The organism is Castellaniella sp., assembly GCF_049650445.1.
Taxonomy (GTDB): Bacteria; Pseudomonadota; Gammaproteobacteria; order Burkholderiales; family Burkholderiaceae_B; genus Castellaniella.
This window is the reverse complement of the sequence record NZ_JBASAD010000016.1, coordinates 1-24995: the sequence shown is the minus strand read 5'-3', so window position 1 is coordinate 24995 and position 24995 is coordinate 1. Positions and strand designations below refer to the sequence as shown.

Annotated in this window: 22 protein-coding genes and 3 pseudogenes; 12 read left to right on the top strand and 13 right to left on the bottom strand. The window is 62.4% G+C overall.

Annotated features, from left to right (window positions below; genetic code table 11):
* Window positions 1-3: 3 nt before the first annotated feature.
* The 3 genes and pseudogenes from WA983_RS04530 to WA983_RS04520 form a co-directional block, all read right to left on the bottom strand.
* Window positions 4-1119, bottom strand: a complete 1116-nt coding sequence (locus WA983_RS04530) for a FecR domain-containing protein (protein WP_424311662.1) — start codon at window positions 1117-1119, stop codon at window positions 4-6.
* A complete protein-coding gene (locus WA983_RS04525) occupies window positions 1116-1844 on the bottom strand; it encodes a response regulator transcription factor (protein ID WP_424250160.1) in 729 nt (242 codons plus the stop codon). The genes WA983_RS04530 and WA983_RS04525 overlap by 4 nt, the downstream gene beginning before the upstream one ends.
* A 132-nt stretch (window positions 1845-1976) precedes the next feature.
* Window positions 1977-2525, bottom strand: a pseudogene (locus tag WA983_RS04520) (GGDEF domain-containing protein); the annotation flags it as partial.
* 1535 nt (window positions 2526-4060) lie between these two features.
* On the opposite strand from WA983_RS04520, the gene WA983_RS04515 reads away from it, so the two are divergent.
* The 7 genes from WA983_RS04515 to WA983_RS04485 all read left to right on the top strand — a co-directional run bounded on the left by WA983_RS04515 (window position 4061) and on the right by WA983_RS04485 (window position 10231).
* The gene (locus tag WA983_RS04515; protein WP_424250156.1) at window positions 4061-4684 is read left to right on the top strand and encodes a carbonic anhydrase; all 624 of its coding nucleotides are present in this window, start codon (window positions 4061-4063) and stop codon (window positions 4682-4684) included.
* A gap of 61 nt (window positions 4685-4745) precedes the next feature.
* The gene (locus WA983_RS04510) at window positions 4746-5474 is read left to right on the top strand and encodes a response regulator transcription factor (RefSeq protein WP_424311660.1); all 729 of its coding nucleotides are present in this window, start codon (window positions 4746-4748) and stop codon (window positions 5472-5474) included.
* A gap of 15 nt (window positions 5475-5489) precedes the next feature.
* The gene (locus tag WA983_RS04505) at window positions 5490-6812 is read left to right on the top strand and encodes a sensor histidine kinase (protein ID WP_424311659.1); all 1323 of its coding nucleotides are present in this window, start codon (window positions 5490-5492) and stop codon (window positions 6810-6812) included.
* Window positions 6813-6864: 52 nt separating this feature from the next.
* Window positions 6865-7539: a methyltransferase family protein gene (locus tag WA983_RS04500; RefSeq protein WP_424252255.1), complete on the top strand. Its 675-nt coding sequence runs from the start codon at window positions 6865-6867 to the stop codon at window positions 7537-7539.
* 97 nt (window positions 7540-7636) lie between these two features.
* A complete protein-coding gene (locus WA983_RS04495; RefSeq protein ID WP_424252257.1) occupies window positions 7637-8551 on the top strand; it encodes a M14 family metallopeptidase in 915 nt (304 codons plus the stop codon).
* Between the two features lie 16 nt (window positions 8552-8567).
* Window positions 8568-9500 carry a 2-hydroxyacid dehydrogenase gene (locus tag WA983_RS04490; RefSeq protein ID WP_424311717.1) on the top strand — a complete coding sequence of 311 codons (933 nt, stop codon included), beginning with the start codon at window positions 8568-8570 and terminating at the stop codon, window positions 9498-9500.
* A complete protein-coding gene (locus WA983_RS04485; RefSeq protein WP_424252259.1) occupies window positions 9500-10231 on the top strand; it encodes a hypothetical protein in 732 nt (243 codons plus the stop codon). The genes WA983_RS04490 and WA983_RS04485 overlap by 1 nt, the downstream gene beginning before the upstream one ends.
* Before the next feature lie 47 nt (window positions 10232-10278).
* On the opposite strand, the gene WA983_RS04480 is transcribed toward WA983_RS04485, so the two are convergent.
* The 5 genes from WA983_RS04480 to WA983_RS04460 all read right to left on the bottom strand — a co-directional run bounded on the left by WA983_RS04480 (window position 10279) and on the right by WA983_RS04460 (window position 15048).
* A complete protein-coding gene (locus WA983_RS04480; protein WP_424311658.1) occupies window positions 10279-11364 on the bottom strand; it encodes an ADP-ribosylglycohydrolase family protein in 1086 nt (361 codons plus the stop codon).
* A complete protein-coding gene (locus WA983_RS04475; protein ID WP_424311657.1) occupies window positions 11325-12785 on the bottom strand; it encodes a diguanylate cyclase domain-containing protein in 1461 nt (486 codons plus the stop codon). Before WA983_RS04475 ends, WA983_RS04480 begins: the two co-directional genes overlap by 40 nt.
* Before the next feature lie 173 nt (window positions 12786-12958).
* Window positions 12959-13708 (bottom strand): hypothetical protein, encoded by a 750-nt coding sequence (locus tag WA983_RS04470; protein WP_424311655.1) that lies wholly within the window; start codon window positions 13706-13708, stop codon window positions 12959-12961.
* A gap of 15 nt (window positions 13709-13723) precedes the next feature.
* On the bottom strand, window positions 13724-14050 hold the full coding sequence (locus WA983_RS04465) for a BON domain-containing protein (RefSeq protein ID WP_424311654.1): 327 nt from the start codon (window positions 14048-14050) through the stop codon (window positions 13724-13726).
* A gap of 122 nt (window positions 14051-14172) precedes the next feature.
* Window positions 14173-15048, bottom strand: coding sequence for a DMT family transporter (locus WA983_RS04460; protein ID WP_424311653.1), 876 nt, complete (start codon window positions 15046-15048; stop codon window positions 14173-14175).
* 383 nt (window positions 15049-15431) lie between these two features.
* Between WA983_RS04460 and WA983_RS04455 the strand changes: the two genes are divergently transcribed.
* Window positions 15432-16106: a DUF3313 domain-containing protein gene (locus WA983_RS04455; protein WP_424311652.1), complete on the top strand. Its 675-nt coding sequence runs from the start codon at window positions 15432-15434 to the stop codon at window positions 16104-16106.
* A gap of 66 nt (window positions 16107-16172) precedes the next feature.
* Here WA983_RS04455 and WA983_RS04450 read toward each other — a convergent pair whose 3' ends face one another.
* Window positions 16173-16826 (bottom strand): hypothetical protein, encoded by a 654-nt coding sequence (locus tag WA983_RS04450; RefSeq protein WP_424311650.1) that lies wholly within the window; start codon window positions 16824-16826, stop codon window positions 16173-16175.
* A gap of 512 nt (window positions 16827-17338) precedes the next feature.
* Between WA983_RS04450 and WA983_RS04445 the strand changes: the two genes are divergently transcribed.
* Both WA983_RS04445 and WA983_RS04440 read left to right on the top strand, forming a co-directional pair.
* Window positions 17339-18700 (top strand): tyrosine-type recombinase/integrase, encoded by a 1362-nt coding sequence (locus WA983_RS04445; protein WP_424311649.1) that lies wholly within the window; start codon window positions 17339-17341, stop codon window positions 18698-18700.
* A 28-nt stretch (window positions 18701-18728) separates the two neighbouring features.
* Window positions 18729-19319, top strand: a complete 591-nt coding sequence (locus tag WA983_RS04440) for a hypothetical protein (protein WP_424311648.1) — start codon at window positions 18729-18731, stop codon at window positions 19317-19319.
* Window positions 19320-19824: 505 nt separating this feature from the next.
* On the opposite strand, the gene WA983_RS04435 is transcribed toward WA983_RS04440, so the two are convergent.
* The 4 genes from WA983_RS04435 to WA983_RS04420 all read right to left on the bottom strand — a co-directional run bounded on the left by WA983_RS04435 (window position 19825) and on the right by WA983_RS04420 (window position 23108).
* Window positions 19825-20187: a DUF2513 domain-containing protein gene (locus WA983_RS04435; RefSeq protein WP_424311646.1), complete on the bottom strand. Its 363-nt coding sequence runs from the start codon at window positions 20185-20187 to the stop codon at window positions 19825-19827.
* Window positions 20188-20327: 140 nt separating this feature from the next.
* Window positions 20328-21404, bottom strand: coding sequence for a hypothetical protein (locus WA983_RS04430; RefSeq protein ID WP_424311645.1), 1077 nt, complete (start codon window positions 21402-21404; stop codon window positions 20328-20330).
* A 166-nt stretch (window positions 21405-21570) separates the two neighbouring features.
* Entirely contained in the window at window positions 21571-22233 is a 663-nt protein-coding gene (locus tag WA983_RS04425; protein WP_424311644.1) for a hypothetical protein, read from the bottom strand.
* A complete protein-coding gene (locus tag WA983_RS04420; RefSeq protein ID WP_424311643.1) occupies window positions 22233-23108 on the bottom strand; it encodes a hypothetical protein in 876 nt (291 codons plus the stop codon). The genes WA983_RS04425 and WA983_RS04420 overlap by 1 nt, the downstream gene beginning before the upstream one ends.
* 642 nt (window positions 23109-23750) lie before the next feature.
* Here WA983_RS04420 and WA983_RS04415 point away from each other — a divergent pair.
* Window positions 23751-23954: pseudogene (locus WA983_RS04415) on the top strand (DUF932 domain-containing protein); the annotation flags it as partial.
* Between the two features lie 2 nt (window positions 23955-23956).
* Window positions 23957-24995 (top strand): annotated as a pseudogene (locus WA983_RS04410) (DUF3363 domain-containing protein); the annotation flags it as partial.

Sequence of the window (24995 nt, the reverse complement as noted above, 5' to 3'; positions counted from 1 at the left end):
GGCCTAATCCAGCAGCACGGGGGCTCCGTTGGCCGTCAGGATCGGGGAGCCGTCGCCGGCGGTCAGACCGGCGCGTAATGAATCAACCGCCAGGGCGGCGTCGCGCCCTTCGATGCCGAGCGTGTCGATGCCACGCACGAAGACGTAGCGTGGGCCGCCGCTGCGTGCGCGCAGCGGCGCGCCGGGTCCCGCGACCCGTTGGATGGACTCCAGACGGGCGCCCTCGGCGTCCAGGGTGATCCGGACGGTGTAGGCGACCGCTTTTGGAATGGGTTCGAATTCCAGCCGCTGGCCGTTGCTGCCCGTCATCTTCAGGCCCTGGGGCGGAGGCAGCAGAGGCTGCGTGCTCAGCAGGGTGCCGCTGGTGTCGTAGGCGGCGCCCCGATCCGAGTCGAGCGATTGTTCAGTTCCCGTGGAGCCTGCGATCGCTGCGTGACCGTGCAGCACTTCGTGGCGCGATCCTGATGCGTCGGCATGGACGCGCAGGCGGGTGCCCCGCACGCCGGTCACGGTGGCAGGCGTGCGGACTTCGAAGCGGCCGACCCCGGTGCCGGCGGGCGCCACGGCGGATTCCAGTGTGCCCCGGTCGATCGAAATCTGCGTATCGGTCAGACCCGTGCCCTGGAAGGATTGCAGGCGCTGGAGCTCCAGCGTCGCGCCGGGCGTCAGCGTCAGCAGGCTTTGATCTTCCAGGCGCAGGGTCGCGGTGCCGTCGCCGATGCTGCGCAGCGACTGGCCTGAGTGCAGGACGTCGCCCGGCTGCACAGGTCGGCCATCAGCCGTGACCTGTCCGGTTACGTGAACGGCGGTGGCTGTTGCCGGCTGTTCCGGGATCAGGGACAGCGGGATGTGCAGCACCTTGCCGATCGGCAGGCGGTGCGGGTCGTCGACCTGATTCAGACGTTGCAGCGTGGGCCAGTGCTCGGTTCGCAGGGTGTAGCGCCGGGCCAGTTGCTCCAGGGTGTCGTGTTGTTCCACGCGGTACAGAAAGTCATCCCCCTGAGCGCCCATGGGCTCGGCGCGCGTAACGATGGGCGGCAGCGCCAGGCAGGCGGATAGCAGCGCCAGCGCCAGAGGGCGTACGTCAGGGAAGGCACTGAGAGAATACGGACGACTCATGGGCGGGTGTCCTGGTCGGGGGGCGGCAGGAGTTCGAGCCGATAGCCCAGCGCGTAGGAGGCAGAGAGCAGGGTGCCCGTGGCTGGCCCGAGGTGCAGCTTCTTGCGGATGTTCGACAGATGGGTGTCCAGGGTGCGCGAGGCGCTGGGGATTTCCCGGTTCCAGACCAGCGCGCTGAGGTCGTCACGCGAGAACAAGCGCCAGGGATGGCGCAGAAACAGGGCCGCCAGTTCGAATTCCTTGGGGGTGAGGGCGATGGGTTCGTCGCGCAGGCGGATCTGCCGCAGACTCATGTCGACCGTGAAATCTTCCAGTGTGAAGTCTGCGTCAGGGCTCGTGGAGGGGCGGTGGCGGCGCATCTGGGCGCCGATGCGCGCCAGCAGCTCTCCGGTGCGGCAGGGCTTGCAGATGTAGTCGTCGGCACCTGAGTTCAGGCCTTCGACCAGATCGCTTTCCAGGGTCCTGTTGGTGACGAAGATCACCGGCAAGGCGTCGTGGCGGTTGGCTCGGACCCAGCGCAGGACCTCCATGCCGTTGATGCCGGGCAGCTCCCAGTCCAGCAGGAGCAGCGCGAAGGGCGTACGGGCACGCAGGGCTGCGAGCAGGGCGCCGCCCTCATTGAACGCCTGGCAGGAAAAGCCGGCATCGGTCAGGGTCTGCCGTATCCAGGCGGATTGGGCTGGATCATCTTCCAGCACGGCGATGAGTGGCGTAGGTTCGGACATGGGCACTTCGGATGCGGGGGGTGAGGCGGTGGCGGGCAGGTTCGTCTGGTCTGCGTCGTGCGCGGGCACGGGGTCGTCCCGAGGCGGATCGGTGGTCGTGATTGGAGTATCGTCCAAAAAGCATACGCGATCGCGGCCGCCGCGCTTGGCCTGGTACATGGCGTGGTCAGCATACGACAAAAGCGTGTCGAGTGTGGCGTGGGCGTGGAATGAGTCGTGCACCGCGCCAATGCTGACCGTGATGTGGATGGGCGTGGCATCAGCAGCGGGAGCCATCACGGCGTCGGCCACGCCGGTGCGCAGCCGCTCGGCGATGAAGGCGACCTCGGTCGGTGCCGTGCCGGGCAGCGCGACACCGAATTCCTCTCCGCCGAGTCGGCCGAACAGATCGTGCGGGCGGATGGTGGCGCCGACCGTGCGCGCGAAGGCTTGCAGAACCCGATCCCCGACCGCGTGCCCATGGGTGTCGTTCAATTGCTTGAAATGATCGATGTCCAGCATCAGCAAGCCGGTGCCCAGGTGGGCGGCCGAGTGCCGCAGGCCTGTCTGGGCATCGCGCAGGAAAGCCTGCCGTGACAGGATTCCGGTCAGCGTATCGTGGTCCAGCGCGCGATTCAGGGCGGAAATCGTGTCGCCGCGCGCCGCAAGCGCGCAGGATATGATCAGGGGCGCGATCACCATCAGCAGGGCGCCCAGTCTCAGGGAAACCATGTCCCAGGAGCTCGCGTCGGTCAGTATCGGGCCGATACCGAAGGGTATCCAGCCGTAGACCGTGCCGAGCGTGACGACGAGCGCAGCAAGCAGGGCAAGCCAGGCCGTGATGTGCGGCCTGTAGGCCAGCGCGCAATACAGCAGGGGGGGAATCGGGAAGGCCAGGATGCCCAGGCCGCCGATCAGGAAACACAGGGCAAGTCCGATGGCCAGGGAGACGAGCGGCAGCCACGTTTCGAGTCTGGAGCGTTCGCGTGCGCGAAGCGCGGGGCGGCGGCGATCCCGATGGCCCGGCGCAGGCAGCAGCAGGATGGGAGGCAGAAATATGCAATAGCTGAGCAGGGGACCGAGAAACCAGTTGGCAAGGACGGGCATCCAGTCGGTGTCCGCTCCCAGCCAGAGGGCGAGCAGGCCGGCTGCTGCTGCTTGCGAGGCGGCAGCCGCGGTGCCGGCGAACAGGATGCGCAGGGCGGCACGCGGTTGGCACAGGTCTGAGAGGGCGCCGGGTGCTGCAAGGAGCCGCCAGCCGACGAAGGTGCCGATCAGGTTCACGAGGCCGTACGACAGCGACGCGAGCGGAGATTCGCCCCAGGTGATGCCGGCCAGGACCAGGGCTGCACCTGCCGCCGGCCAGGCGGCGGGTGTGGCCAGGTAGGGACGGCTCAGAAACAGGCCGGCCAGCAGGGCGTTTGCAGGCCACAGGATCGGCAACCCGGCGGCAGGCTGGGTCAGCAGGCCCGCCAGGGCGGCGAGGAACGTGAACGCAGCGACCTGGAGAAAGAGCCAGATGCTGGCAGTCGTGCGGCGCAAGGAAGACATATCCAGAAGAGCATGAGTGAGCATGGCACTTTCGAATTTATCAGCGTGTTGCCGCTTGATCGGATTTACTGACGTTTTTTAATCTTTTGATTGCGCAAAAATATATTTTAATAATGAAAATTATCCATTAATTTGAGTGTTTTGCAATTTTTGATTTGAGTTGGATGCTGATCGGGTGAAACAATGCGTATTGTTCAGGTAATATTTGAAGTTTCGATAATCCTTGAGTTTCGGTAATCCTTGAATGATGCGTATGGATCAGGAGATCGATGGTGGGCGATGGTCCGGCGCTCGTCCGGCGAGTTCGCCCTCGACGCCTGGCGCCGGGCGGGATGCGGCGGATACCGACCTTTGGCTGAGGCGGAACGTGCTGACCTGCTCGGAGCAGGAATATCTGCGCTATCGGGCGTATCTGGACACGGAGCCCATTGCCGATGAGGTGGCTGGCGCCCAGCGCTGAGGCCCATATCCGAATTCTGCTTTCCAGGTGTCATGGCGCTTGGGTATCATGGCTGCGCGATGCCTGTGTGGATCGCGCCCTAGACCCCTCCTCTGGAGACCCTGGAATGTGCGATTCAAAATCTTGCGCGGCAGCGGCGACGCCCTCCCGCCGTTCTTTCTTGCGATCTTCCCTGGCTGCGGCCGTCGCCGTTGCTGCCGGTGGTGCGCTGCCGGCTGGATTGGCCATGGCGCGTACCGCCACGCCGCCCAAACCGAATAACGTCCTGAGCCCCGACGCGGCGCTCGCTCGCCTGACCGAGGGCAATGCGCGGTATGTCGCCGGGGTGGCACGTCGGCATGATTTTGCCGACGAGCGTTCGGCGTTGGTGGCAGGGCAGAATCCCTATGCTGCGGTATTGGGCTGCGCGGACTCGCGCGTCGTGCCTGAATATGCGTTCGACTGTGCCCGAGGTGATCTGTTCGTCACGCGGGTGGCGGGCAATTTCGTCGACAGCGACATGCTGGGCAGCCTGGAATATGCGGTGGCCGTCCTGGGCGTGCCGCTGATCCTGGTGATGGGGCATGAAAAATGCGGCGCGGTCTCTGCCGCCGTCAAGACCGTCACCGAGTCGGCCCAGTATCCGGGCCAGATCCAGTCATTGGCGATGGCCATTGCACCCTCTGTGGAAAAGGTTCGGGGCGGGGCGGCCGATCTGCTGAAGGCGGCCACCGAGCAGAACGTTCGCGACAACGTGGCCGCCCTGGCCGCGCGTTCGGCCATCGTCCGGGACGCCGTCCAGGCCGGCAAGCTGCGAATCGCCGGCGGCGTCTACCGCCTGGAGACTGGTCGGGTCGAATTCCTGGCCTAGAGCGTCGCGTGGTGCAGGCTTCTGGCGTGAGCAGAGTCCAGCCGTGAACAAGGGGCCCGCCATGAGATCGTCGTCTGACGGTCCGCGCATTCTGATCGTCGAAGACGAACCGACGCTGGCGGAAAACCTGTACGGCTACCTGGAGCGCCAGGGCCTGGCGCCGGACGCGGCCTATGACGGCCACGGAGCGCTGGCCCTGTTGCGTACGGCGGTCTTCGACGCCGTGGTGCTGGATCTGGGCCTGCCCGGCCTGAGCGGCCTGGACGTGCTGCGCGCCATGCGGCGGGACCCCGGTCTGTGGCGCCCCGTGCTGGTGCTGACGGCGCGTGAGCGGCTCGAGGACAAGCTCCTGGCCTTCGAACTGGGGGCCGAGGATTATCTGGTCAAACCCTTTTCTCTGGCCGAGGTCGAGGCGCGTCTGCGCGTCCTGGTGCGGCGGGGGCAGGGCGGTGATCCGGGGTCTCTCATGTGTGGGAATCTGCGCTATGACCCGCAGGCGCAGGCGGTGACCCTGGCGGGCTGCCCGCTGGTCCTGCCGCGCAAATCGGTGCAGTTGCTGGCGATTCTGCTGCGCTCGGCGGGTGGTCTGGCGACCCATACCCGCTTGACGGCCGCCTTGTGGCCCGACGGGCCGCCGTCCGACCGTGCCTTGCACGATCAGGTGCATCTGCTGCGCCGTCGTCTGCGTGCGGCGGGTGGACCGGACATCGTGGCCGATCCTGGCCGAGGGTGGCGATTGATGCCTGACGCGTCAGAGCGACATGCGGGCCGCGACGTGGACGGCACGTAGCGCCAAGAGGACGCCATGAACCGGAATCGCTCTTCCTCCCTGGCCCGGCGAGTCATCTGGGCCGTCACCGGCACGGCGGCAGTGTTCCTGCTGGTCATCAGTCTGCTGGCTTACGAGACTTTCGCCCGCATGGAGGACGATCTGGTGGACGAGGTCCTGTCGAGCCAGATTGCGGCCTTGCGCAGCGATCTCCAGGCAGGGCTGGCGGTGCCGGTGGCACTGCCGCCGCGCTGGAGCGAAGGCGGGCGCCTCCAGTCCTGGGTGCTCTCGGCGGATCAGCCGCCGCCGTTGCCGGACATGTTTGCGTCGAGGCCGGGCAGCCGGGAAATCGAGCTGGCGGGCCAGACCTGGCATACCTGGGTCGAGGCGGTTCCTCAGGGCCTGCTCTATGTTCGCTACGACGCCACTGAGCACGAGGACCGGGTCCGGTTCTTCGGCTGGATTCTGGCGGCGGGGGCCGTGTTGGCGCTGATCTGTGCCTGGCTGCTGGCCCGGCGCCTGGCGCGCCGGGTGGTGGCGCCGATCCGCGCCGTGTCGGATCGGCTCTCGGCCTGGGAGGGCGTAGCGTCTCACCATGAAGCGTTCGGGGGCGACGAAGCGCTGCAATTGATCGAGGCCTTCAACCGCATCCAGGACCGGATCGACCGATCTGTGGCGTTCGAGCGCCAGTTTGCCGCCAATCTGGGCCATGAATTGCGTACGCCGCTGGCCGCTTTGCGGACCGACTGCGAAATGGCTTTGCTGGACGCTGTGCCGGGAACGCCGCTGGCGGCACGCCTGACGCGCATGATGGTCCAGGTCGACGCGGCGGCCAGCAGTCTGGCGGGCGCGGCGGCCTTGAACAGCGCCGATCCTGCACGCCTGCGCTGCGTCGGTCTGGCGCACGCGCTGGAACAGGCCTGGTTCGCCCTGGAGCCCATGGCCGATGCGCGTGTCCTGGTGCTGAACAACCGCATCCCGCCGGATGCGGGCCGGTGGTTGGACCCGGACGCCTTGTTGATCGTGCTGCGCAACCTGGTGCGCAATGCGATCGAGCACGCCGCACCGGCCACGCTGCAGGTGAGCCTGGACGAGGCAGGCATCCTGATCTTGCACGACGACGGACCGGGCATGCCCCCCGAACGTCTGGCGCGGGTGCGCGAATGGCGCTCGGGGCGGACCGACCTGTCGGTCGCGGATGCTCCCGAGACCGGCCATGGGCTGGGCCTGGGCATTGCCCGGCGTGTGTGCGAGTTGCGGGGGTGGCAGTTGGATGTGGATTCGGTCCAGGGCGGCCCGGGCAGTGGGACGACTTTCAGGCTGGATCTTTGTTCAGTTGATTGTCAGTTGGATTCGTAGCGGATTCGTGGTGTCCGAGCTTATGGTGGGCGCTGTTCGATCAGGAGCCGCCATGTCTTCGACCACCACCCCTCACGCAACCGCCTCCCAGCCCGCGACCAGTCTGAATGCTGTCTGGGAACGTCTGGCTCATGCCCAGGTTCTGCGCCGTCGCGCCCTGGGTGTCCTCGGTACGCTGGCCGTACTGGTATTGCCCTGGATCGGCTCGGCCTGGCCGGATAGCGGGTCGCTCCACCAGGGCCTGGAATGGGCGGGGCTGGCGCTGATGGTGCTGGCGCTGCTGGGACGCTGCGCGTGCATGCTGTATCTGGGCGGGCGTAAGGGCGCCGATCTGGTGGCCGAAGGCCCGTATTCGATCAGTCGCAATCCCCTGTACGTCTTTTCCATGCTGGCCGTTCTGGGCATCGGCTTGCAGACCGGCAGCCTGACGGTGGGCCTGGTCCTGGCGTTGGCCGCCTTCGGGGTGTTCCGCTGGATCGTGAGTGAGGAAGAACGGATGCTGCGTGCCGCCTTCGGTGCGCCGTTCGAGGCCTATTGCGCGCGGGTGCCGCGTTTCCTGCCGCGTTGGGCCGCCTGGCGTTCGCCGCAACACGTCACGGTCGATCTCCAGGGCGTCTGGAAGACGGTGCGCGACGCCCTGCCGTATTTTCTGTCGATTCCCGTGTTCGAGGCAATTGAAGCCGCACAGGACGCAGGCTGGGTTCACGTCAGGCTGTGGCTGTATTGAGCCTGCCGCAGGGCTGATGTCCGTCCACCGGGGGCATCGGTACCACATGCCTCTGTGATACAGTTCCAGGCAGTTTTTTGTCGCTGGAAATTTGGCCATGCAGCCCTCGTTTTACCCGATCGGCACCCCCGGCGTCCCCTGGGGGGATGCTGAAATCGCCGCCTGGCTTGGCCGCCAGCAACGCCGGCGCAGCTATGCCGACGAAGTCCTGACGGTCATCGACCGCCTGCGCGATCGCTTCGACGTCGTCCAGTATGGTGAACTGGATTATGCGCCCGATACCTACCCCCTGTTTGCGCTGCGCAGCCGCGAGTGGTCGGCGGACCGTCCGGTGGCATTGGTCACAGGCGGGGTGCATGGTTACGAGACCAGTGGTGTCCATGGCGCGCTGCGCTTTGCCGACCGGCATGCGGTCGATTATGCAGGTCGCCTGGACCTGATGATCGTCCCCTGTGTCAGCCCCTGGGGCTACGAACGCATTCACCGCTGGAATCCCCGTGCCTTGGACCCGAACCGGTCCTTTCGGCCGGACAGCCCCGCGCCGGAATCGGCCGCGCTGATGGCGCTGGTGGCGTCTTTCGCGGACCGCGTGCGGGTGCACATCGACCTGCATGAGACCACCGATACCGACGAGTCCGAGTATCGCCCCGCGCTGGCGGCGCGCGACGGCCGACCGTTCACGCCGGGCGGAATTCCTGATGGCTTCTATCTGGTGGATGACACCGAATCGCCTCAGCCGGATTTCCAGAACGCCGTGATCCGCGCCGTGGCCGAGGTCACACACATCGCCCCGGCCGACGCGCGTGGCGAGATCATCGGTTCACCCGTGGTCGCCCCGGGCGTCATCCGCTACGCCCTGCAGTCGCTGGGCTTGTGCACCGGCATCACGGCCGCGCCCTATCGCACGACGACCGAGGTCTATCCCGACAGCCCGCGTGCCACGCCGGATCAATGCAATGCGGCTCAGGCCGCAGCGGTGCGCGCGGCCCTGGACTACGCCTTGGGGCATTGACGAGATGAGCACAGACCTGGACATCGTCTTTGCATCGGCACAGGAGGCCGAGCCGCAGGCCTGGATCGAAGCGTTGCGCGACGCGCTGCCCGGAGCCCGGATCCGTCTGTGGGGCGATGGGCAGCCCGAAGGCCATGCCGATTTTGCCGTGGTGTGGGCTCCGCCGGCCGATCTGTTCGTCCGTGAGCCCCGGCTGCGCGCCCTGTTCAATCTGGGGGCGGGGGTCGATGCCTTGCTGTGCCTGCCCGGCCTGCCGGACGATCTGCCCCTGGTGCGGCTGGAAGACGGCGGCATGGCGGTGCAGATGGCGGAATACACGCTCTATCACCTGCTGCACGAGTCACGCGACTTCGGTCGCTACGAGCGCCAGCAGGCCGAGGTGCTCTGGCGTCCGCTGGATGACATCGACCGTGCCGCCTGGACCGTCGGTGTCCTGGGGGCGGGGGCCATGGGTGCGCGCGTCGCCCAGGCCTGCGCCGCCCTGGAATATCCGACCGCCGTCTGGTCGCGCAGCGGCCGCGCCGTGCCGGGCGCCGAGTCCTACGGCGGCGAGGCGGGTCTGGTCGCGTTCCTGGCGCGCACGCGCGTGCTGGTGAACGTGCTGCCGCTGACCGATGCCACGCGCGGCATCCTGTGCCGCCGCACCTTCGAGCAGCTGCGGCCCGACGCCCTGGTGATCAATATCGCCCGGGGAGGGCATCTGGTCGAATCCGATCTGCTGGCGGCCCTGGACAGCGGCCGCCTGCGGGCGGCGGCCCTGGACGTGTTCGAGCGTGAACCCCTGCCGCCCGCTCATCCTTTCTGGTCGGACGCGCGCATCCGCGTCACACCGCACGTCGCGGGGGCCAGCCTGATGGACCGGACGGTGCGCCAGATCGCAGACAAGATTCAAGCGCTGAATCGAGGCGAGGTCATCAGCGGCGTCGTGGACCGGAACCGGCAATACTGATGATCGGTGCGCGCCTCCCGGAGCTTGTCCGCTGGCGCGTATGGTGGCTGGCCGGCCTGTTGGCGCTGGCTGGTTGCGCGGCGCCGTCCGATCCCGGGCTGCATGGCGAATCCATGTCCGCGGACCAGTTCGCCCAGAGCGACATCAATCGCTTGCAAACCCTGGCGATGCGCGACAATCTGGACAGTCTGGATCGTCTGCTGGAGAAACTGTACCGGCGCAATCCCGGAGAGTGGCGCAAGGCCGGGTTCACGGACTTGAAGACTGCCCTGGATCAGGGCCGCGCGCGCATCCATCGGGGCGAGGTCCCCAAGGAACTGGACGGTCTGCAAGACATCGAGGTCCTGTCGGTCGCCATGGACCCGCGCTATCCCGGGGACCGGGCGGCGGCGTTCGTGCTGGGGCTGTCCAGCATGATCATCGCCGCGCATGGCGGCCAGACCCGTTTCCACGTCAGCGATTCCGTCCAGGCCCGGCACGTCTTCAACGCAGCGCGCAACGTCGAGATCGCCGCCTGGATGCTGTCCAGCCGGCGTGACGCCCAGGGGCGGCCGCTGCTGCTGTCCAACGAGCTGGGCGATGGCGTGGCCAATCTCAGTTTCGAGCGCGAGTTCGGGCGCATCATCGCTCGCCTGGATCTGGAAGCGTCCTTGCAGGATGAAAGCCTGCGGCGCATTGGCATCAACTACGTGCAGGGCTTGCTGTTCTTCAATTTCTTGCCGGTGCGCTGAGGCAGCAGGCACTCGTCTTCCGGCGGCGCCGGAGCCGGGCCATCTGTTCAGCGATCCGCCTGCGCCGCCTGCCGAGCCAGCCGGGCCGCGAGGTCCATGCGCCGTGCGCCGTGCTCCAAGGGTTCGATGAAGCGGGCGGGGATCGCCTGGATGCCGCCGATGGCGCCGCACAGAGCGCCGGTCAGCATGGCCCGGGCCTGATTCTGGCCGCCTCCGTTGACGGCGTGCAGGACGGCCGATTCAAAATCATCCTGGAAACGTCCGGCCAGATAGTAGGCGGCGGGGAACTGATGGTAGACCGCGCAGGGCAGACCGTACACCAGTGACGCCTTCCAGGCTGGCTCGACGCGGATGTCCGGGTCGCGGGCGGCGCGCACGACGCTCGACACGGTCAGCAAGGCGTCCGGCGAGGGGAACTGGCCGGCGGTCCGGGGCGCCTCGGGGCCTGGCGGCGGGGGCGTCTCCCCGGCCGAGGTCACGCTGTGAAAGGGCAGTTCGCCCTCGCGCACCAACGTCATCAACCGGTCCGAGGTATCCGCGTCCAGCGGTTCGCCGCGCACCAGGCTGCCCAGTACGCAGCCGTAGGCCACGGTCATGGCCATGACCGTCGTGTCGCACTGGGTCAGCGCCGTGTTCGCGGCGCAGTGGCGCGCCAGGTCGGCCGGCTGGCGGGCGTAGCGTACGGCCAGGGCCAGGGTGCGCTCGGCGGCTTCGGTGGTGTCGGCCAGGCCGGCCACCCGGCCCCAGGGCAGGCCTCGGCCCACGCGCAGGCGCCAGGTCTCGCGGATCGACTGGCTGGTATAGCCGCCCGGCCCGTTCAGGGGCGTGCCGTCCAGCAGGGGGAAGAAGTCCTCGTCCATGCGACGGCAGAAGTCCGCCTCGTCGTATCCCCTGCAGGCGTCCAGGGAACCGTTCAGCAGATCCAGAATGAAGCCGGCCTGACCCGATTGGCCGGCCCGCAGCCCTGCGTGGTAGCGGTCGGGGCGGGGGGCGGTGTAGCCGTCGATCCAGGCGCCGTAGTCGCGTCGCAGGGCATCCAGGTCGTAGTACCAGTGCGGCCCCAAAGCCAGAGCGTCACCGACGTAGGCACCGATCAGGGCGCCTTGGGCGCGTTGTGCAAGGGTGAGGGACATGTCGGATCCTCCGTCGCATCCAGTGGCTGGGCGGCGGGGCCGCCATGTGCATGCACCCGGTTGCGGCCGTCGCGCTTGGCCTGGTACATCGCCTGATCAGCATACGCCAAAAGCAGGGGCAGGGCGGCGTGCGGCGCATGCGTGTCATGCGCCACGCCGATGCTGGCGGAAATCCGGACGGGCGGCCCGTCGTCCAGAGGCACTTCCAGCGTCGCTACACGGCGGCGCAGGCGTTCGGCGATGTCGTTCGCGTCCTGTTCCGTGGTGTCGGGCAGGAACAGGGCGAATTCCTCTCCGCCCAGGCGGCCGAACAGGTCGTGGGGGCGCACGAGCGTGCGGATGGTGTGCGCGAAGACCTTCAGGGCCTGATCGCCAGCGGCATGGCCGTACCGGTCGTTCAACAGCTTGAAGTGATCGAGGTCCAGCATCATCAGGGCGTTGCCTTGGGGCGACGCCGGGGTCCGTCCCAGGTGCTCGTCGGCGCTGCGCAGAAAGGCCGCGCGCGACAGGGCGTGCGTCAGGGTGTCATGGTCCAGGGCCAGATTCAGCGCCGTGATCTGGTCGCTGCGCGCGGCCAGGATGCTGGCTGCCAGCAGGGGCGACGTGACCAGCAGCAGCACGCCCAGCCGCAGGGATACCATGTCCCAGGCTTGAAGGCCCGCCAGATGCTGGATTTCGCCCAGCGACAGCCAGCCGTTGGCGATGCCCAGCAGCACGGCAAGAGCGGTCAGCAGCGTGATCCAGGCCGTCGTGATCTGGTGGTAGACCAGTGCGCAGTACATCAGGGCGGGGATGGGGAAGATGGTGACGCCGGGTCCGCCCAGCAGGAAGCATAGGGACAGGCTGGCGAGCAGCGCGGCGATGGGCAGCAGCAGTGTCATGTCGAGCATGCGCCGCAGCAGCGCGGCCCAGGGCTGGCGGCGGTCCTCGTATCGCTTGAGGGACCTGGGCAGGAGCATGATCGGCGGCAGGAAGGCGCTGTAGCTGAGCAATTGGCCGATGAACCAGTTCAGAGCGATCGTCGACCAGGGCGTATCGGGGCGCAGCCAGGGGCTGAGGGCGAGCGCGATGGCCGTGTGGGTGGCCGCTGCTGCTGCGCAGGCCACCAGCAACCGGCCGATGGCCCAGGGGCTGCGCAAGTGGACGGGTGACCAGCGGGATGACAGGATGGACCAGGCGACGAACACGCCCAGCAGGTTGATCATGCTGTAGCCCAGGGCGGCTGGCCAGGGCATGCCTTCACGGAGAAGGTTCGCCAGGATCAGACCGCAGAACGCGCCCGCCCAGGACAGCGGGTGGACCAGGGATGGATAGCGGATCAGCAGGACGGTCAGCAGCGCATTGGCCGGCCATAGGACCGACAGATTGCCTGCGGGCTGGGTCCATAGCCCCAGGGTCGAAGCGATGAGGGCGGCCGCCATGACCAGAGCGGCCTGAGCGGCCTTCCGAGAGTTGGGGACGCGGAGACGGAAAACCGGGAACATAGCGAGCGAAACTGGATGAGAGGGGGCCGCCCGTCAAATGTAATAGAACAGCGGTGCTTTGTCTCTTGCGGAAAGCCCTGGCCGGAGGGCGCCGGCCGCTTTGGCGGCTGTCAGCCGGCGGGAGGGCGACGGGCCTGTTGCCAGGTCAGCACCGCCTGGGTGGCCTGCGCCATGATGCGGTCGTGGCGTTCTTTGGGCCACGCCTGGCGCAGCGAGGCGAACAGGCATTGCGTGCCGGATTGCGTCAGGGCGGTGGCGCCGGGGTCTTCCAGCAGGCGTATCTGGATGTGGGCCAGCGTGTCCGCAACCAGGCGCCAGCCCAGTTCCGGCATTCCGGCGTCCAGGGCCAGCAATTGGCCGCCCAGGGTCTGGATCACGGGTTCGACCGCCTCCAGGCTGGCGCCGGCGGCCATGGCGTGCCACAGCGCCAGATGGATTTGACGGCGCAGTGCGACCTTGAAGTCGATGGCAGCGGCCTCGGTGGCATCGAGCCCTTCGAACTGCTGCAGGAAGCGGGCGTCGTCCTCTGGGGGCAGTCCGGTGCGCAAGGCGCCGATCAGCGCGGTCAGCGGCGGGATGGCCTGGATGCCAAAGGCCTGGCTGTATGCCAGTCCCCATTGATCCAACCCGGTCAGCAGCAGCGCCATCCGTACAGCGCGCGTCCCGGTGTCCGGGTCGGCGCGGACCCAGTCCAGGCACTGCGTGCGCAACGCATCCAGCGGAAAGACGGACGAATCCGACGCCGCGTGACGAAAGGCCCGGGTGAATGCGTCCCGAGCCAGATCGGCCGCCTCGGTCTGGACCTCGGGCGGGGTCCGCGTGGCGAGTGGATCGTCGAGGTCAGGGCGGGCATCAGTCATGGCGCCCGCATTGTCTCACGGTTTGACGACGAGATTGTTGTGCACCTGGGTGACGCCCTTGACCGATCGGGCCAGTTCGCCCGCCCGTTCTTTTTCACGCTCGGATTTGGCGAAGCCCGAGAGCTGCACCACGCCCGCGTCGATGGTCTTGACGTTGATGTTCGTGGCGGAGGTGTTGGGATCATTGGCCAGCTTGGCCTTGACCTCGGCCGTGACGGCCGAGCCGTCGATGTACTGGCCGACGGTTTCCTGTTTGCGGGCCACGGAGCAGCCTGAAATCATGACGGTGGCGGCGCCGGCCATGGTGGCGAGGGCGATGAGGCGAGTGACGTTCGATTTCATGGTGCGCGTCCTGTGAGTGGAGGAATGACGGTGCGTTCGATTAAGTTAGCACGAGGCGGGCGTAATGGGTATGGGCGGCCGTTTGCGCTCATTTTCGGGGAGACGGCGCGGCCACCGCCTTTTTATTTTCGGCGCTCGTTGGACAGAGCCACGTAGATGCCGCTGGCGGCGATCGTCAGCGCGCCGACGTAAAACCAGATATCGGGTATTTCATTCCAGAAAAACCAGCCGAGCAAGCCTGCCGAGATCAGGCCGAAATAGTCGAACGGCGCCACGGCCGATGCGGGGGCGATGCGGAACGCCTGGGTGATCAGTCCGAGCCCCGCCGTGCTGCAGATGGCGATGCCGATGAAACCCGGCAGATGTGCCCACTCGACCGGTTTCCAGACGAAGGCCAGCGGCAGGCTGGCGAAGACCAACTGTCCGAAGACGATGTAGAACATCGTCGTGAACATGCTTTCGCGGGCATTGATGCGTTTGGCACTGACCATCATGACGGCGTAGCCGAGTGCGGTGGCCAGCGGCAGCAGGGCGGCCCATTGCATGCTGCCCGAGCTGGGCCGGACGATGACCATGACGCCGGCGAACCCGACAAATATGGCCAGCCAGCCGCCTGTCGAGACTTTTTCACCGAGGAAAACCACGGAAATGGCGGTCACGAACAGCGGCGCACAGAATGCGATGGCGGTGGTTTCGGCCAGCGGCAGCATCGTCAGGCCCAGGTAAAAGCAGGCGGCGGAAACGACGTTGAGAGCGCCGCGCAGCAGATGCACGCCGATGTGTCGGGTGCGCAGCGCCCGGTGCCCGCCCAGGCACAGTACGACCGTTGTGATCAGGGGCAGGGCGATGAGCGCGCGCAGAAAAAGAAGCTGGATGGGTGAATAGAAAGCGCCCAGCCACTTGGCCAGGCCGTCGCTGAGGGTCAGGCTGAAGATGCCGACCAGGATGCAGCCGATGCCGGCCCGTATGCTGCTTTGCGGTGACGCTGCCGTGCTCATGAGACTCTGGTGCGGTGGGTGGGGCCGGGGCGCCGGCCAATCGCGTAGAGTAGCGTTCCGCATGAGGGTGGGCAAGTCGGGCTGCCATCAAGCCACAGGCAATCAAAAACCACCGCCTCGGGTGGTCTCATCTCCTGACTCATCAGGGGAGTTCTGGTGGCGCATCCCCGATTCGAACTTGTTGGGTGTGATTGTGCCGCGCCAGCGGCGACTCTGGCCCTTCGCATATTCCATGGGCGAGGGATCAGGCGGACCGTTTCCCTATGCGTGGGCGTTTGCCGCATCCCGCGTCAGGGCGGCGCCACCGCCATGCGTTGACATCTCCGGTTATCCCATTTAAATTTCAAGGGGTTTGCTATAAAAATAAACGAAGATGGGGGGATATGATGAAAATACTCGCCGCAGGGGCGTTCTTGGCTCTGCTGACCGCTTGTGCCGCAACGCAGCCATCACGAGCTCCTGCCGAGGCCCAGTCGGGCTTTCTGCATGACTACAGCGTACTGGCGTCTGATCCGAGGGATCCTGGGTTTCGGTACTACACCTCGCCAGATCTGCGCCCGGGGGAGTACCGCAGTTTCCTCATCGAGGATCTGTCATTCATCATAAATACCGCCCAGGGCTACCAGGCGCTCGATACCGCGCGCCTGAAGGATCTGTCCGACTATTACACGTCGCAAATGACGGCTATGCTGCGGGCCCGACAATACAAAATTGTCAAAGCCGCCGGGCCTGGCGTGGTGCGCCTGCGGGTGGCGGTGGTGGGGGCGACTCAGGTTGCGCCGCAGTTCAAAGTGACCGACTTGGTTCCGGCGAAGGCGCTGTTCAATGCTGCACGGATGGCCACCGACACGAGTCCGCGCATGCTGCGGATGTCCATTGAGGGCGAGGCGCTGGACAGCACATCTGGCCGGCTGCTGGGGGCCACCATCGATGGCCGCGAAAGCGGCGCGACAGTTGCCGGTAGAACCACTCCGCCCTCAGCCGATCAGGTGCATGAGCTAATCGACTTCTGGGTGACCCGCTTTGGTGAACGCCTGGATCGCATTGTGGCGCGCTAAGGTGTCTGGCGCGCCCCAAAAGGAAGGCAGAGCGGGCTGGGAGCGAGGTGTGCCGTCGGTGCGCCGCTAAAACCTGGTTTGCAAGTAAACGCCCAGGCTGGCACGCCATACGTTGTCGATTTTGTATGGATTGATGTCTGTTCTTCCCAGATTTCCCGTTCTTGTCGATCCGGTCCTGAATCCGCCTGTGTAAGCGACGGTGGCGTTCAGCCCCAGCGCGGTTTTCGGCGTGATGTAGTGTTGGATTGACGCGCCAATCTGCGCGATGGGGCTGGTCTCGGTATGGTCTTCGACATCAGAAACAAAGGCGCCTCCAAACTTCTCAGTGACCCCGGACAGCTTGTTGAATGTAGCGCCAACGCCTGCTGTCGCCCTGATAGTCGTGGCATCTGACGGCAACCAGTCATAAGCTACATTCACCAGAATTGCATTGCTGGTGGCAGTCCCAGAAAAATTCGTTGTCTGTGCAAATTGTGGGAAACGCGCGTCCCAATCAATGTTGCCTCGAACGTGCTGATAGCTTAAGAACCCCGATAGGTGGCGGTCGAATTTGTAGCCAGCATGAACGCCGATACCGGTCGTCGTCCCGAACTTGACGTTCTCCACAATCCCCCCGCCTCCAAATCCGCCGCCGTTGTCCGTGCCCGATGCTCCGTGCGCGATCCCAATCGAGGTGTCCAGACCGATAAAAAAACCGGGCTCCTGGGCGTTTGCAGCCATAGGGAGAGCGACTGCTGCAATCATGGCCGACAGGGATATGAAACAGCGCCTTAACATTCTGTCTCTCACGTAATTTTTATAGATGTGCTCTAGGGCGAGTATAGAGTCGCATCGCGTTTTGGTGTTGGAATGGGCCGGACAGGCGTGAACTGTGGCGAGCCGTGGCCGCGGAATATTAGACACTGTCTAATACCCGGCATGATGCGGGCAAGAAAAAGGGCCTAGGTTTTCACCTAGGCCCTTGATAATTCTTGGTGGCGCATCCCTGATTCGAACAGGGGACCTGCGGATTATGATGCCTTGAATACCGTATTTTGTGAGATCAAACGAGATGCAGTGAGATAAAATATACTCTTTAATATCAAATGGATATTGACGTATTTTAGTTCAAGTGTTCTCATGTGCTTTCAATGAAGCGCAGTATTTTTGGGACACCAGCGGGACACGAGTTGGGTAGAAGTTGCCCCCAGACAGCCTGAGTCGCCGAATGGAAATCCTGAGAGACACTTGTCATGACCCTGCTCACAAGCCGAGCCGTTGATGCTCTGAAACCCAAGGATCAGCCTTACAAGATGGCGATAGATCGTGGCCTTCAATTGCGGGTAGCCCCGGATGGGGTAAAAACCCTTCTGGTCCGTTATACCGTACAAGGCACCAGCGCTGTTCGCCAGTACCGCCTCCCGCAAGAGTATGGCAATGGGGCCGGGCAAATCAAGCTGGCCGACGCAAGAGCAGAGGCGCAGCGCATCCGTGCGCTTGCCCGTGCGGGGGTTGATTGGCCCGCTGAAGAAGAAGCACGTTTGCAAGCTGAAGCACAGGCTCGGGAGACGCAGGCGTCCACGGATGGTCAGACGTTTGCCGAAGCTTTGCGCGAATATGTTGAAGAAAAGCGGCGGGCCAAGGATGGCTTGCCCCTCAAGGCTCGAACCAAGTCCGAATACACCAAAATGGTCGAGCCAGGCAAGATTGCCAACAATGGCAAAAAATTCGCGGACGGGGAGCTAATGGCCCTGGCTGATAAGCCGTTGTCCACGATCTCGGCCAAGGACATCAAGGACACCTACACAAAACTGCTTGCTCGCTCCAAGCGACGGGCTGACTATGCCATGCAGGTTTTACGTGCAGTTCTGCGCTGGCAAGGCATCAAGATCGAAGACAACCCGCTGAGCCAGGAAACGGCTGGCCGCAACCGTATTGTGCTGGCACCGCCACGGGGCGACCCCAAACCGATTCCTGCCGAGAAGCTGGGGGCCTGGTGGTTGGCAGCGTGCGCCAGTCCACGTCGGGTGGCCGCGAACTACTACCGTTTCCAACTGCTGACTGGTTGTCGTGGCGTCGAGATCCTTGGTGAGAAGAAATACGACTACGAGCCTATCAGGGTTCGAGACGTGAACCTTGAAACCGGTCGGATCCTACTGATTGACACCAAGAACCGCAGCAACCACCTGTTGCTGTTATCGCGGGAAGCATTGGCGATTGCAAAGGAAGCATGCGAAGGGCGCGAGCCCGAAGAACCCTTGTTTCCGATTACGGATACCCGCAAGACACTGGCCTGGATCAACAAACAGGCGGGGACGACTGTTCAGGGCCATGACATGCGGGCGACCTTCACTACGATTGCCGAAGAACTGGTATCCGGCGGTGTGCTCAAGCGGATGATTAACCACGCCACCAATGGCGACGTGACACTGGGCCACTACGTCGGCAAAGGTGAGGCGCAGTTGCGCGCGGGCTGGCAGACCGTGGCGGATTTCATCGGTAATGCCGCCGCAGAAGAAACCGCGCGGCGCGCTACACCGGACGCCATGCCTGCGTCGGATGTTGGAGAGCATGTCGCGGCTGTTGACTCCGAAACAGCGGAAGAAATGGCATGATTCTTGTGGGTAACGGGGCGACCGTGTCATGAGGTGGGTGAACTGCATCAGGCAAGGTTTCATTGAGGTGGGTGGTCAGCGCTACGATCTTTCGCATATGCGCGGGCCGACCTTCGAACTCGCCATCGCCGCGACGGCCCGCTTCCCAGCCCTGACACTGCGCATCGAAGTTGAGTTCACCTCGCATTGCGTGTCTTTCGGCCCGAAGGAAAGCGAAATTCTTGATTTTGATGCCTTGGGGCAGGATCGACGGATACTCGATCATCGGCAGGTCGCGCGGGCCTTCTGCTTCGACCGCTACCGCTGGTCGCTGTCGCTGCCGGCGTTGGTGCGAACACTGGATGGGCACTTTTGCAACTTCACTGGGCAAGGAAACTGGCTGGTCATCCGGGCGATCGACGACCAAGGCCGGGAAGTGGACTATGAAATCTACTTTCGGTTGCGCCGACACGACAAGCATGCGCTGCGCATGGTGGTGGAAAGCGCCTATGTTCGCGCCCCTGGCACGCCGGGTCCCGGTGCTCCGCACGACCGCAAGGGCAGGATACGCTTTCAGGTGATAGCGGCCAAAGTGTTCCGGGGAGAGCCGCTGCGCGACCCCAGCCACCATCGTCGGTAGCTAAACAGGTGCCGGAAAAGGCGAAGCGCCGCATAGGCGGCGCTTCGTTTCGCGGGTGCTCTTCAATATCAGCACGGCTGAACCCTGTTTCCAGGGGGCAGATAGACGCCTTTGCAGGCCCCGGTACATCTACCTAAGCACAAGAGTACTCGCTTTCGGATGAGAGGTCAAGGTAAAGATGCAAGCCTAATCATAGGGTTACGTGGGACAGACACCTTGTGCTTTGAGCATTCGGGCGCGCTGCGCTTGCCAACCCCAATCTGCACTATCTGCTGGTGGAGGGATGGCGGTCATGCTATCCCCTTCACCGTATCACGGCGAACGCATCAGTAAAGGGCTGTGCGTGCCGGGACGCTTGCGGCCAGCTGGCCGTCTGCGACCCATGACTGCTTGCGCTACGCCGTGCTGAACACGGTTCCAGGCAATTCCGTCCGAGCAAACGGTATCATTTGCCGAGCGCGGCTTGCTGTAACAGATTAGAGGTCTCGGCGCCTATTTGGACTGGCTATCCACCGATGATCGCTGCCAATGCTGCTTTCCCCAGAGCCTTCACAGCATCGAATGTCAACTCAATACCTTTTTCCTGTGCAGTGGCCTTGATACGTTCCCATACGGCCTTGCTTCGGATTGTCTCCAGTAAATCGTGTCCTGGCCAAGTCAACCCTTGCGCCAGGACAGCATCCCCGTCCATGCAACTGGCATCGGCACCTTCAATGAGTCCTGCTTTCCAAAGCAGGATGCCGTGGGCATCCTTTTCCGGTTCATCACTTTCACTGGCTGGGCCATACTGAATTGTCTCGAATTTTGCACTGTCCAGTGCTTCAACTTCAATTAGTACATCACGGATGATGTCCCAGTTCCTTTTCATTCGACCTCCTGGTGGAATGGTTGTGCGCCAGAGTTGCTCTTCGCCAGAGTCGCTCTTCAATACGAGTAGCCGATTTTTTTAACGGTGCTGCTTTCCCAGGGTGAAAGCGTTCCAAATACAGTACCTGATCCAAAGGCCTGCTAAGTTGTCTGTCCAGTGACCAGTTCGCCAGTCGTTTCATCCGAGGCAATTAGCTGCGCAACTATATCTGCTGCGTGTCGCGGATCGGGGTCCTCGACGGGCAGCACATGTGCAAAAAGATGACGCACAGGCTCAAGCTCCGGCGGAAAATCCTTCGATAACTGTAAGGCGATGGAGCCTTTTTTCAGTGTTTTTTCGATGAAGCGAATATGCTCAACGATGAATTCAGGCTTGTCTTTGAAAATTAGCAGACTATACCGAATAAAAGGAATAGCCTTCTCTCTGGTGATCGCGACCAATCCCGTTGTTGCATAACCTTGTGTTCTTAGGTTTTGGGAAAGCCTATCGCTGAATGTCGTGATGTAGGTGTCCCCGATTTCATAACATAGGAGGAGCAAGGGGGAGTTTGGATTGTTCCACTCTTTCATGCCGATTGCGCCGGGTATGAGCTGATCGGGAAGATGGCAGGCCGCAATGAACCGTTCGCCATAGCCGCTAAGAATATCGTTTTTGACGAATCCGCGCTGCTCCATCAATTTACGCCCATAGACTTGATGGTCTGACGCCCGCTCAAGCGACAGGTCTTTCTTATAGTTGCCAGCGCCAGATGGAGGGATCAATGGATACTTGCTTGCAATGTAGGCGACTTGCATTTCCTTGACGTCATTTAGCGATAGTTCACGTAGCGACAGGGTAAAAAAACGAATGTCTTGCGGTGTGATACGGCGCAGAGCCGCATTCTTTGCAAGGGCTGCATAGAGTTCTGTTTTTTCGTCTTCCAGATCTTGGACGCACGCGCTCAACAGCAAGTGGTAATCGGCGGCTTCAATGCAGGCGTCGGCCATGTCCTGATTCCAATACTCGTCATGCTTGATAAGCATGGCGTGAAAATCCACTATACGCTGATTCTGCTTTTGTTCTATATAGGCCTGTGCTTGGGTCACGCCTAGCTTTGCTAACTCATAGGCCGTAGATGCGCCAGGGATAAAACTCAATGCGATTTTGGCACCGAGGTCAGCTGTTTTTCTGACTGCAGTTTCGGTGACATCATACTGAGATTCTTTTGGTGATTTCATGGTCGGCTGTATCTTTTGGTTAAGGGGTGCGGTGGCCTTTCATGCGGGGGGAATAGAAGCTCGTCCGAATACGCAAGAACCATGTGTGATGCTGATGTTGGAAGACTGCTTTACTTTCCTCCTGGTATTTTCCGTTGCTGGCACTCAAGGGCTGCGCGCACTTGCCCTAGCGTCGGTTTTCATTTTCCGTTACCGGATGATCATCCAAATCATCGGGAAGGTCCTCAAGCATTTCTTCTGAATAATACCGAAGCGATATTTCTCCCTTGGTCAATCTTTCAGTCCAATACCTGCCGATTAATTTTTTACGGGGATTTTCAATGATCTTGAAAGCTGCTGTTCCATCATGGGGCATACTTCGCTCGTTCAAACTTAGCCTAGGCTTGCTGGTGTATGAATAGGCTAGGTTTTTAATTTGCCGATCAGGGTCAATAAGAAATCCTTCCGCATACGACGAACTTTCCATTTCACTTGTGCGCATCACGCAGCTAATATGAAAGAAGGACTGGTTCACCGTTAGCATGACAGGTATGGGCGGTGGCTTTTCGCCTGTCTGTGGGTTTTTCCAGTCTGAGTATATTGAACCTACCCAGCTTCCGTTCAGATTTGGAAATGGAACAAGCCATCCTCTAAACACCTTAAGCTTCCATCCCCATTTGACGAACCATGCCACCACCAAAAGATCGATACTTACCACTTTCGGAATAAGCCCTAAAAAATCTTTTATCTTTGATAGATCAAGTCCGCCAAAATAAGCAAGGGAAAACCAAGCAGCCGCTGAAATACCGACCAGAAGATACAGCGAGCTTTTAAGTGTAGCATTACGCATTATTTGAATCCAAAGTAGTTCCAAGCCGCTTTCGCAAACTCACGTCCATCTTCACGATTCCATTTTTGATTGGAGTGGAACAGGTAAAAGCATTCATTTGATTCGACCCAACGATCAGAGGTAGGCTCATCACCTTGAAGGTTATTCCAGATATGAATAAGCATCGTTCGGAGACATCCTGTCCATGTTGAGTGGGCAAATGCACTGTCCGGACAGTTGTAGGTTAAGCACTCAATAAAAAAGGATGGTAATTCGCGAAATTTCCCATCTTTTGCCATGGCATTTTCAGTGCGCTTTAATAGGCGCACGCCCTTTTTATATGCATAATTGGTGCGATTGTTCTTGGTTTTTCCGTTCTCTAACTGCTGGGCGGGATAGTTGACGATACTGCTACCATCCGTCTTGAAGATTTTTGTCCCATTTCTCGATCCATTCTCCATGTAGTATCGGTAGCTAAAACACGGGACGACATCAGCATCTACGCGAGCAGAGTTGGAGTTTATTTGTATGGCGGTAGATCCCGTGGAATCAACTTGGCCAAGAAATTTTGCTCGCATCGCAGAAAGAAGCTCAGCTCTCAGCTTTTCAGGGGTCCAAATCCCCTGATATGTTCCGCTCGGCGTATGAATTCCTTTTTCGCTCTCTTCCCAATATAGAGCTTCTGTACATTCCACAGCTATATCGACATCGCTATCTGAGCGCACGTTTGTATTATTAGCATAAGAACCTTTCGCGTAAACTGTTAATGAGCAATTGTTGAATGGTTCGTGTGAGTCTATCGCTTGGCGAATCATCCGCTCCGTCCTATCCTGTTTTTCCTGCTCAGTGTTACTCGAAGGGCCTGTCCATCCAGACAGTTTGTCTTCCAAACTCATTGTTTATCTTCTCCTCTGGGAATGCACCTTTTTAGGAGGCCGTTGATCGCTCCTGACCGTCTCCTGGTGTTAATGATCGCAGTATCATCTAAGAATGTATCAAAAACAAACAAAATAGTGTTGTCGCTTTCGAAATTCATTGGGTAATCAAACCATGGCGTCTGCGCTTCGCGCACCGCGCTGCTCCAGGTTCGCTCCCCGCTCATCCCTGGCGGGACTGGCCTTCGCCAGCCTTGCGCATCCCTGACGCCTCCGGCCCGGCTTCGCAGCTTCGGGCCTGCGCGCTTGCGCTTGCGTGCAGGCGACACCGTAAGACCGGGCCGTTGCCTGCCTAGCCATCTTTCCTGACTTCATCACCTTGTCCGCGACTGTAGCCCGTGGCCGCGTGTCGTCAAGGCGCGCCAGGCCGTGTCCTCGGCTACGCCTGCGGGCCGCACCAACCTGTCGCTTGTTTCCTTGACGGCCCACGTTCGTGGGCTCCTGACCGTCGCGGGCGACGAACTCAGGAAAGACGGTGGCAACGAGGCCAACCGGGTTCTTCGTGCCGACCGCACAACAACAGCTCGAAACCCTTGGGCTTCCGAATCTTGGAATCCGGTGTGCGGTGAACAGCAAACCCCTTTCTTTGTCAGGAGAAATCCCATGCTTGCATCCCGCTTCGGTTCCCTTTCCCCGGTGCTGCGCAGCGACCGGCAGCTATCGGACGACCAGATCAGGGCCGTGGTTCCGTCCATCTATGCCGATGCCCCACACGAAAGCCGTTCAGAACGCTATAGCTACATCCCCACGGCGGCGGTTCTGACGGAACTACGGAAAGAAGGTTTTCAGCCCTTCATGGTGACGCAAAAGCCCAGCGTCTGCTGCTGATTGGCCGCCTGCAACGCTTGCAGCGCATGGGGCTGGTCGAGGAGACTCAGCCCGGAACCTGGGCCATTCATGCCGATGCCGAAAAGACCTTGCGTGCGCTAGGTGAGCGTGGCGACATCATCCGCACCATGCAGCGGGTCATGAGCGGCCAATCGCGGGACCTAGCAGTGTTCGAGCCGGGCGAGGATGGCCGAGCCATCCTCGGGTGCGTCGCCGCCAAGGGGTTGGCCGATGAATTGTGCGACCGGGGCTATCTGGTCATCGACGGCGTGGACGGCAAGGCGCATTACGTCACGCTTAACGCCCGCGATGAATTGGCGAACTATCCGACCGGAGCCATAGTGGAGGTGAAGAGTTCCGCCGACGAACGCGCCGCAGACCGCAACATTGTCGCGCTGGTAAGCGATGGTCTGTACCGCAGCGATCATCACCTGGCGATTGAGCAGGGCCGGGCCAAGCCGGGCCGCGACCCAAAGGAGGTTGTCGCCGCCTATGTCCGGCGCCTGGAAGCATTGCGCCGGGCTGGCATCGTGGAGCGGGTGGCCGAGGGGCTATGGAAGGTGCCGAACGATTTGCCCGAACGTGGCCGCCGGTACGACGCGCAGCGCCTGGGTGGTGTGGCGGTGAAGCTAAAATCACACCTGTCCATAGGGCGGCAGGCCCGTGTCATTGGTCCCACCTGGCTCGATCAGCAACTGATCGGCGGCGGTAAAGGACTAGGCGACCTGGGCTTCGGCGGTGAGGCCAAGTTAGCTTTGCAGCGGCGTGCCGACTTTCTCGAAGAACAGGGACTGGCCCAGCGGCGCGGGCAGCGCGTGATTCTGGTGCGCAACCTGCTAGGCACACTGCGCGATCGGGAACTGACGCAGGCCGCGAAGGACATTGCCGCCGATATCGGACTGGAGCATCGACCGGTAGCCGACGGGCAGCGCGTGGCCGGCATTTACCGGCGCTCTGTCATGCTCGCCAGCGGGCGCTACGCGATGCTCGATGACGGCATGGGGTTCAGCTTGGTGCCGT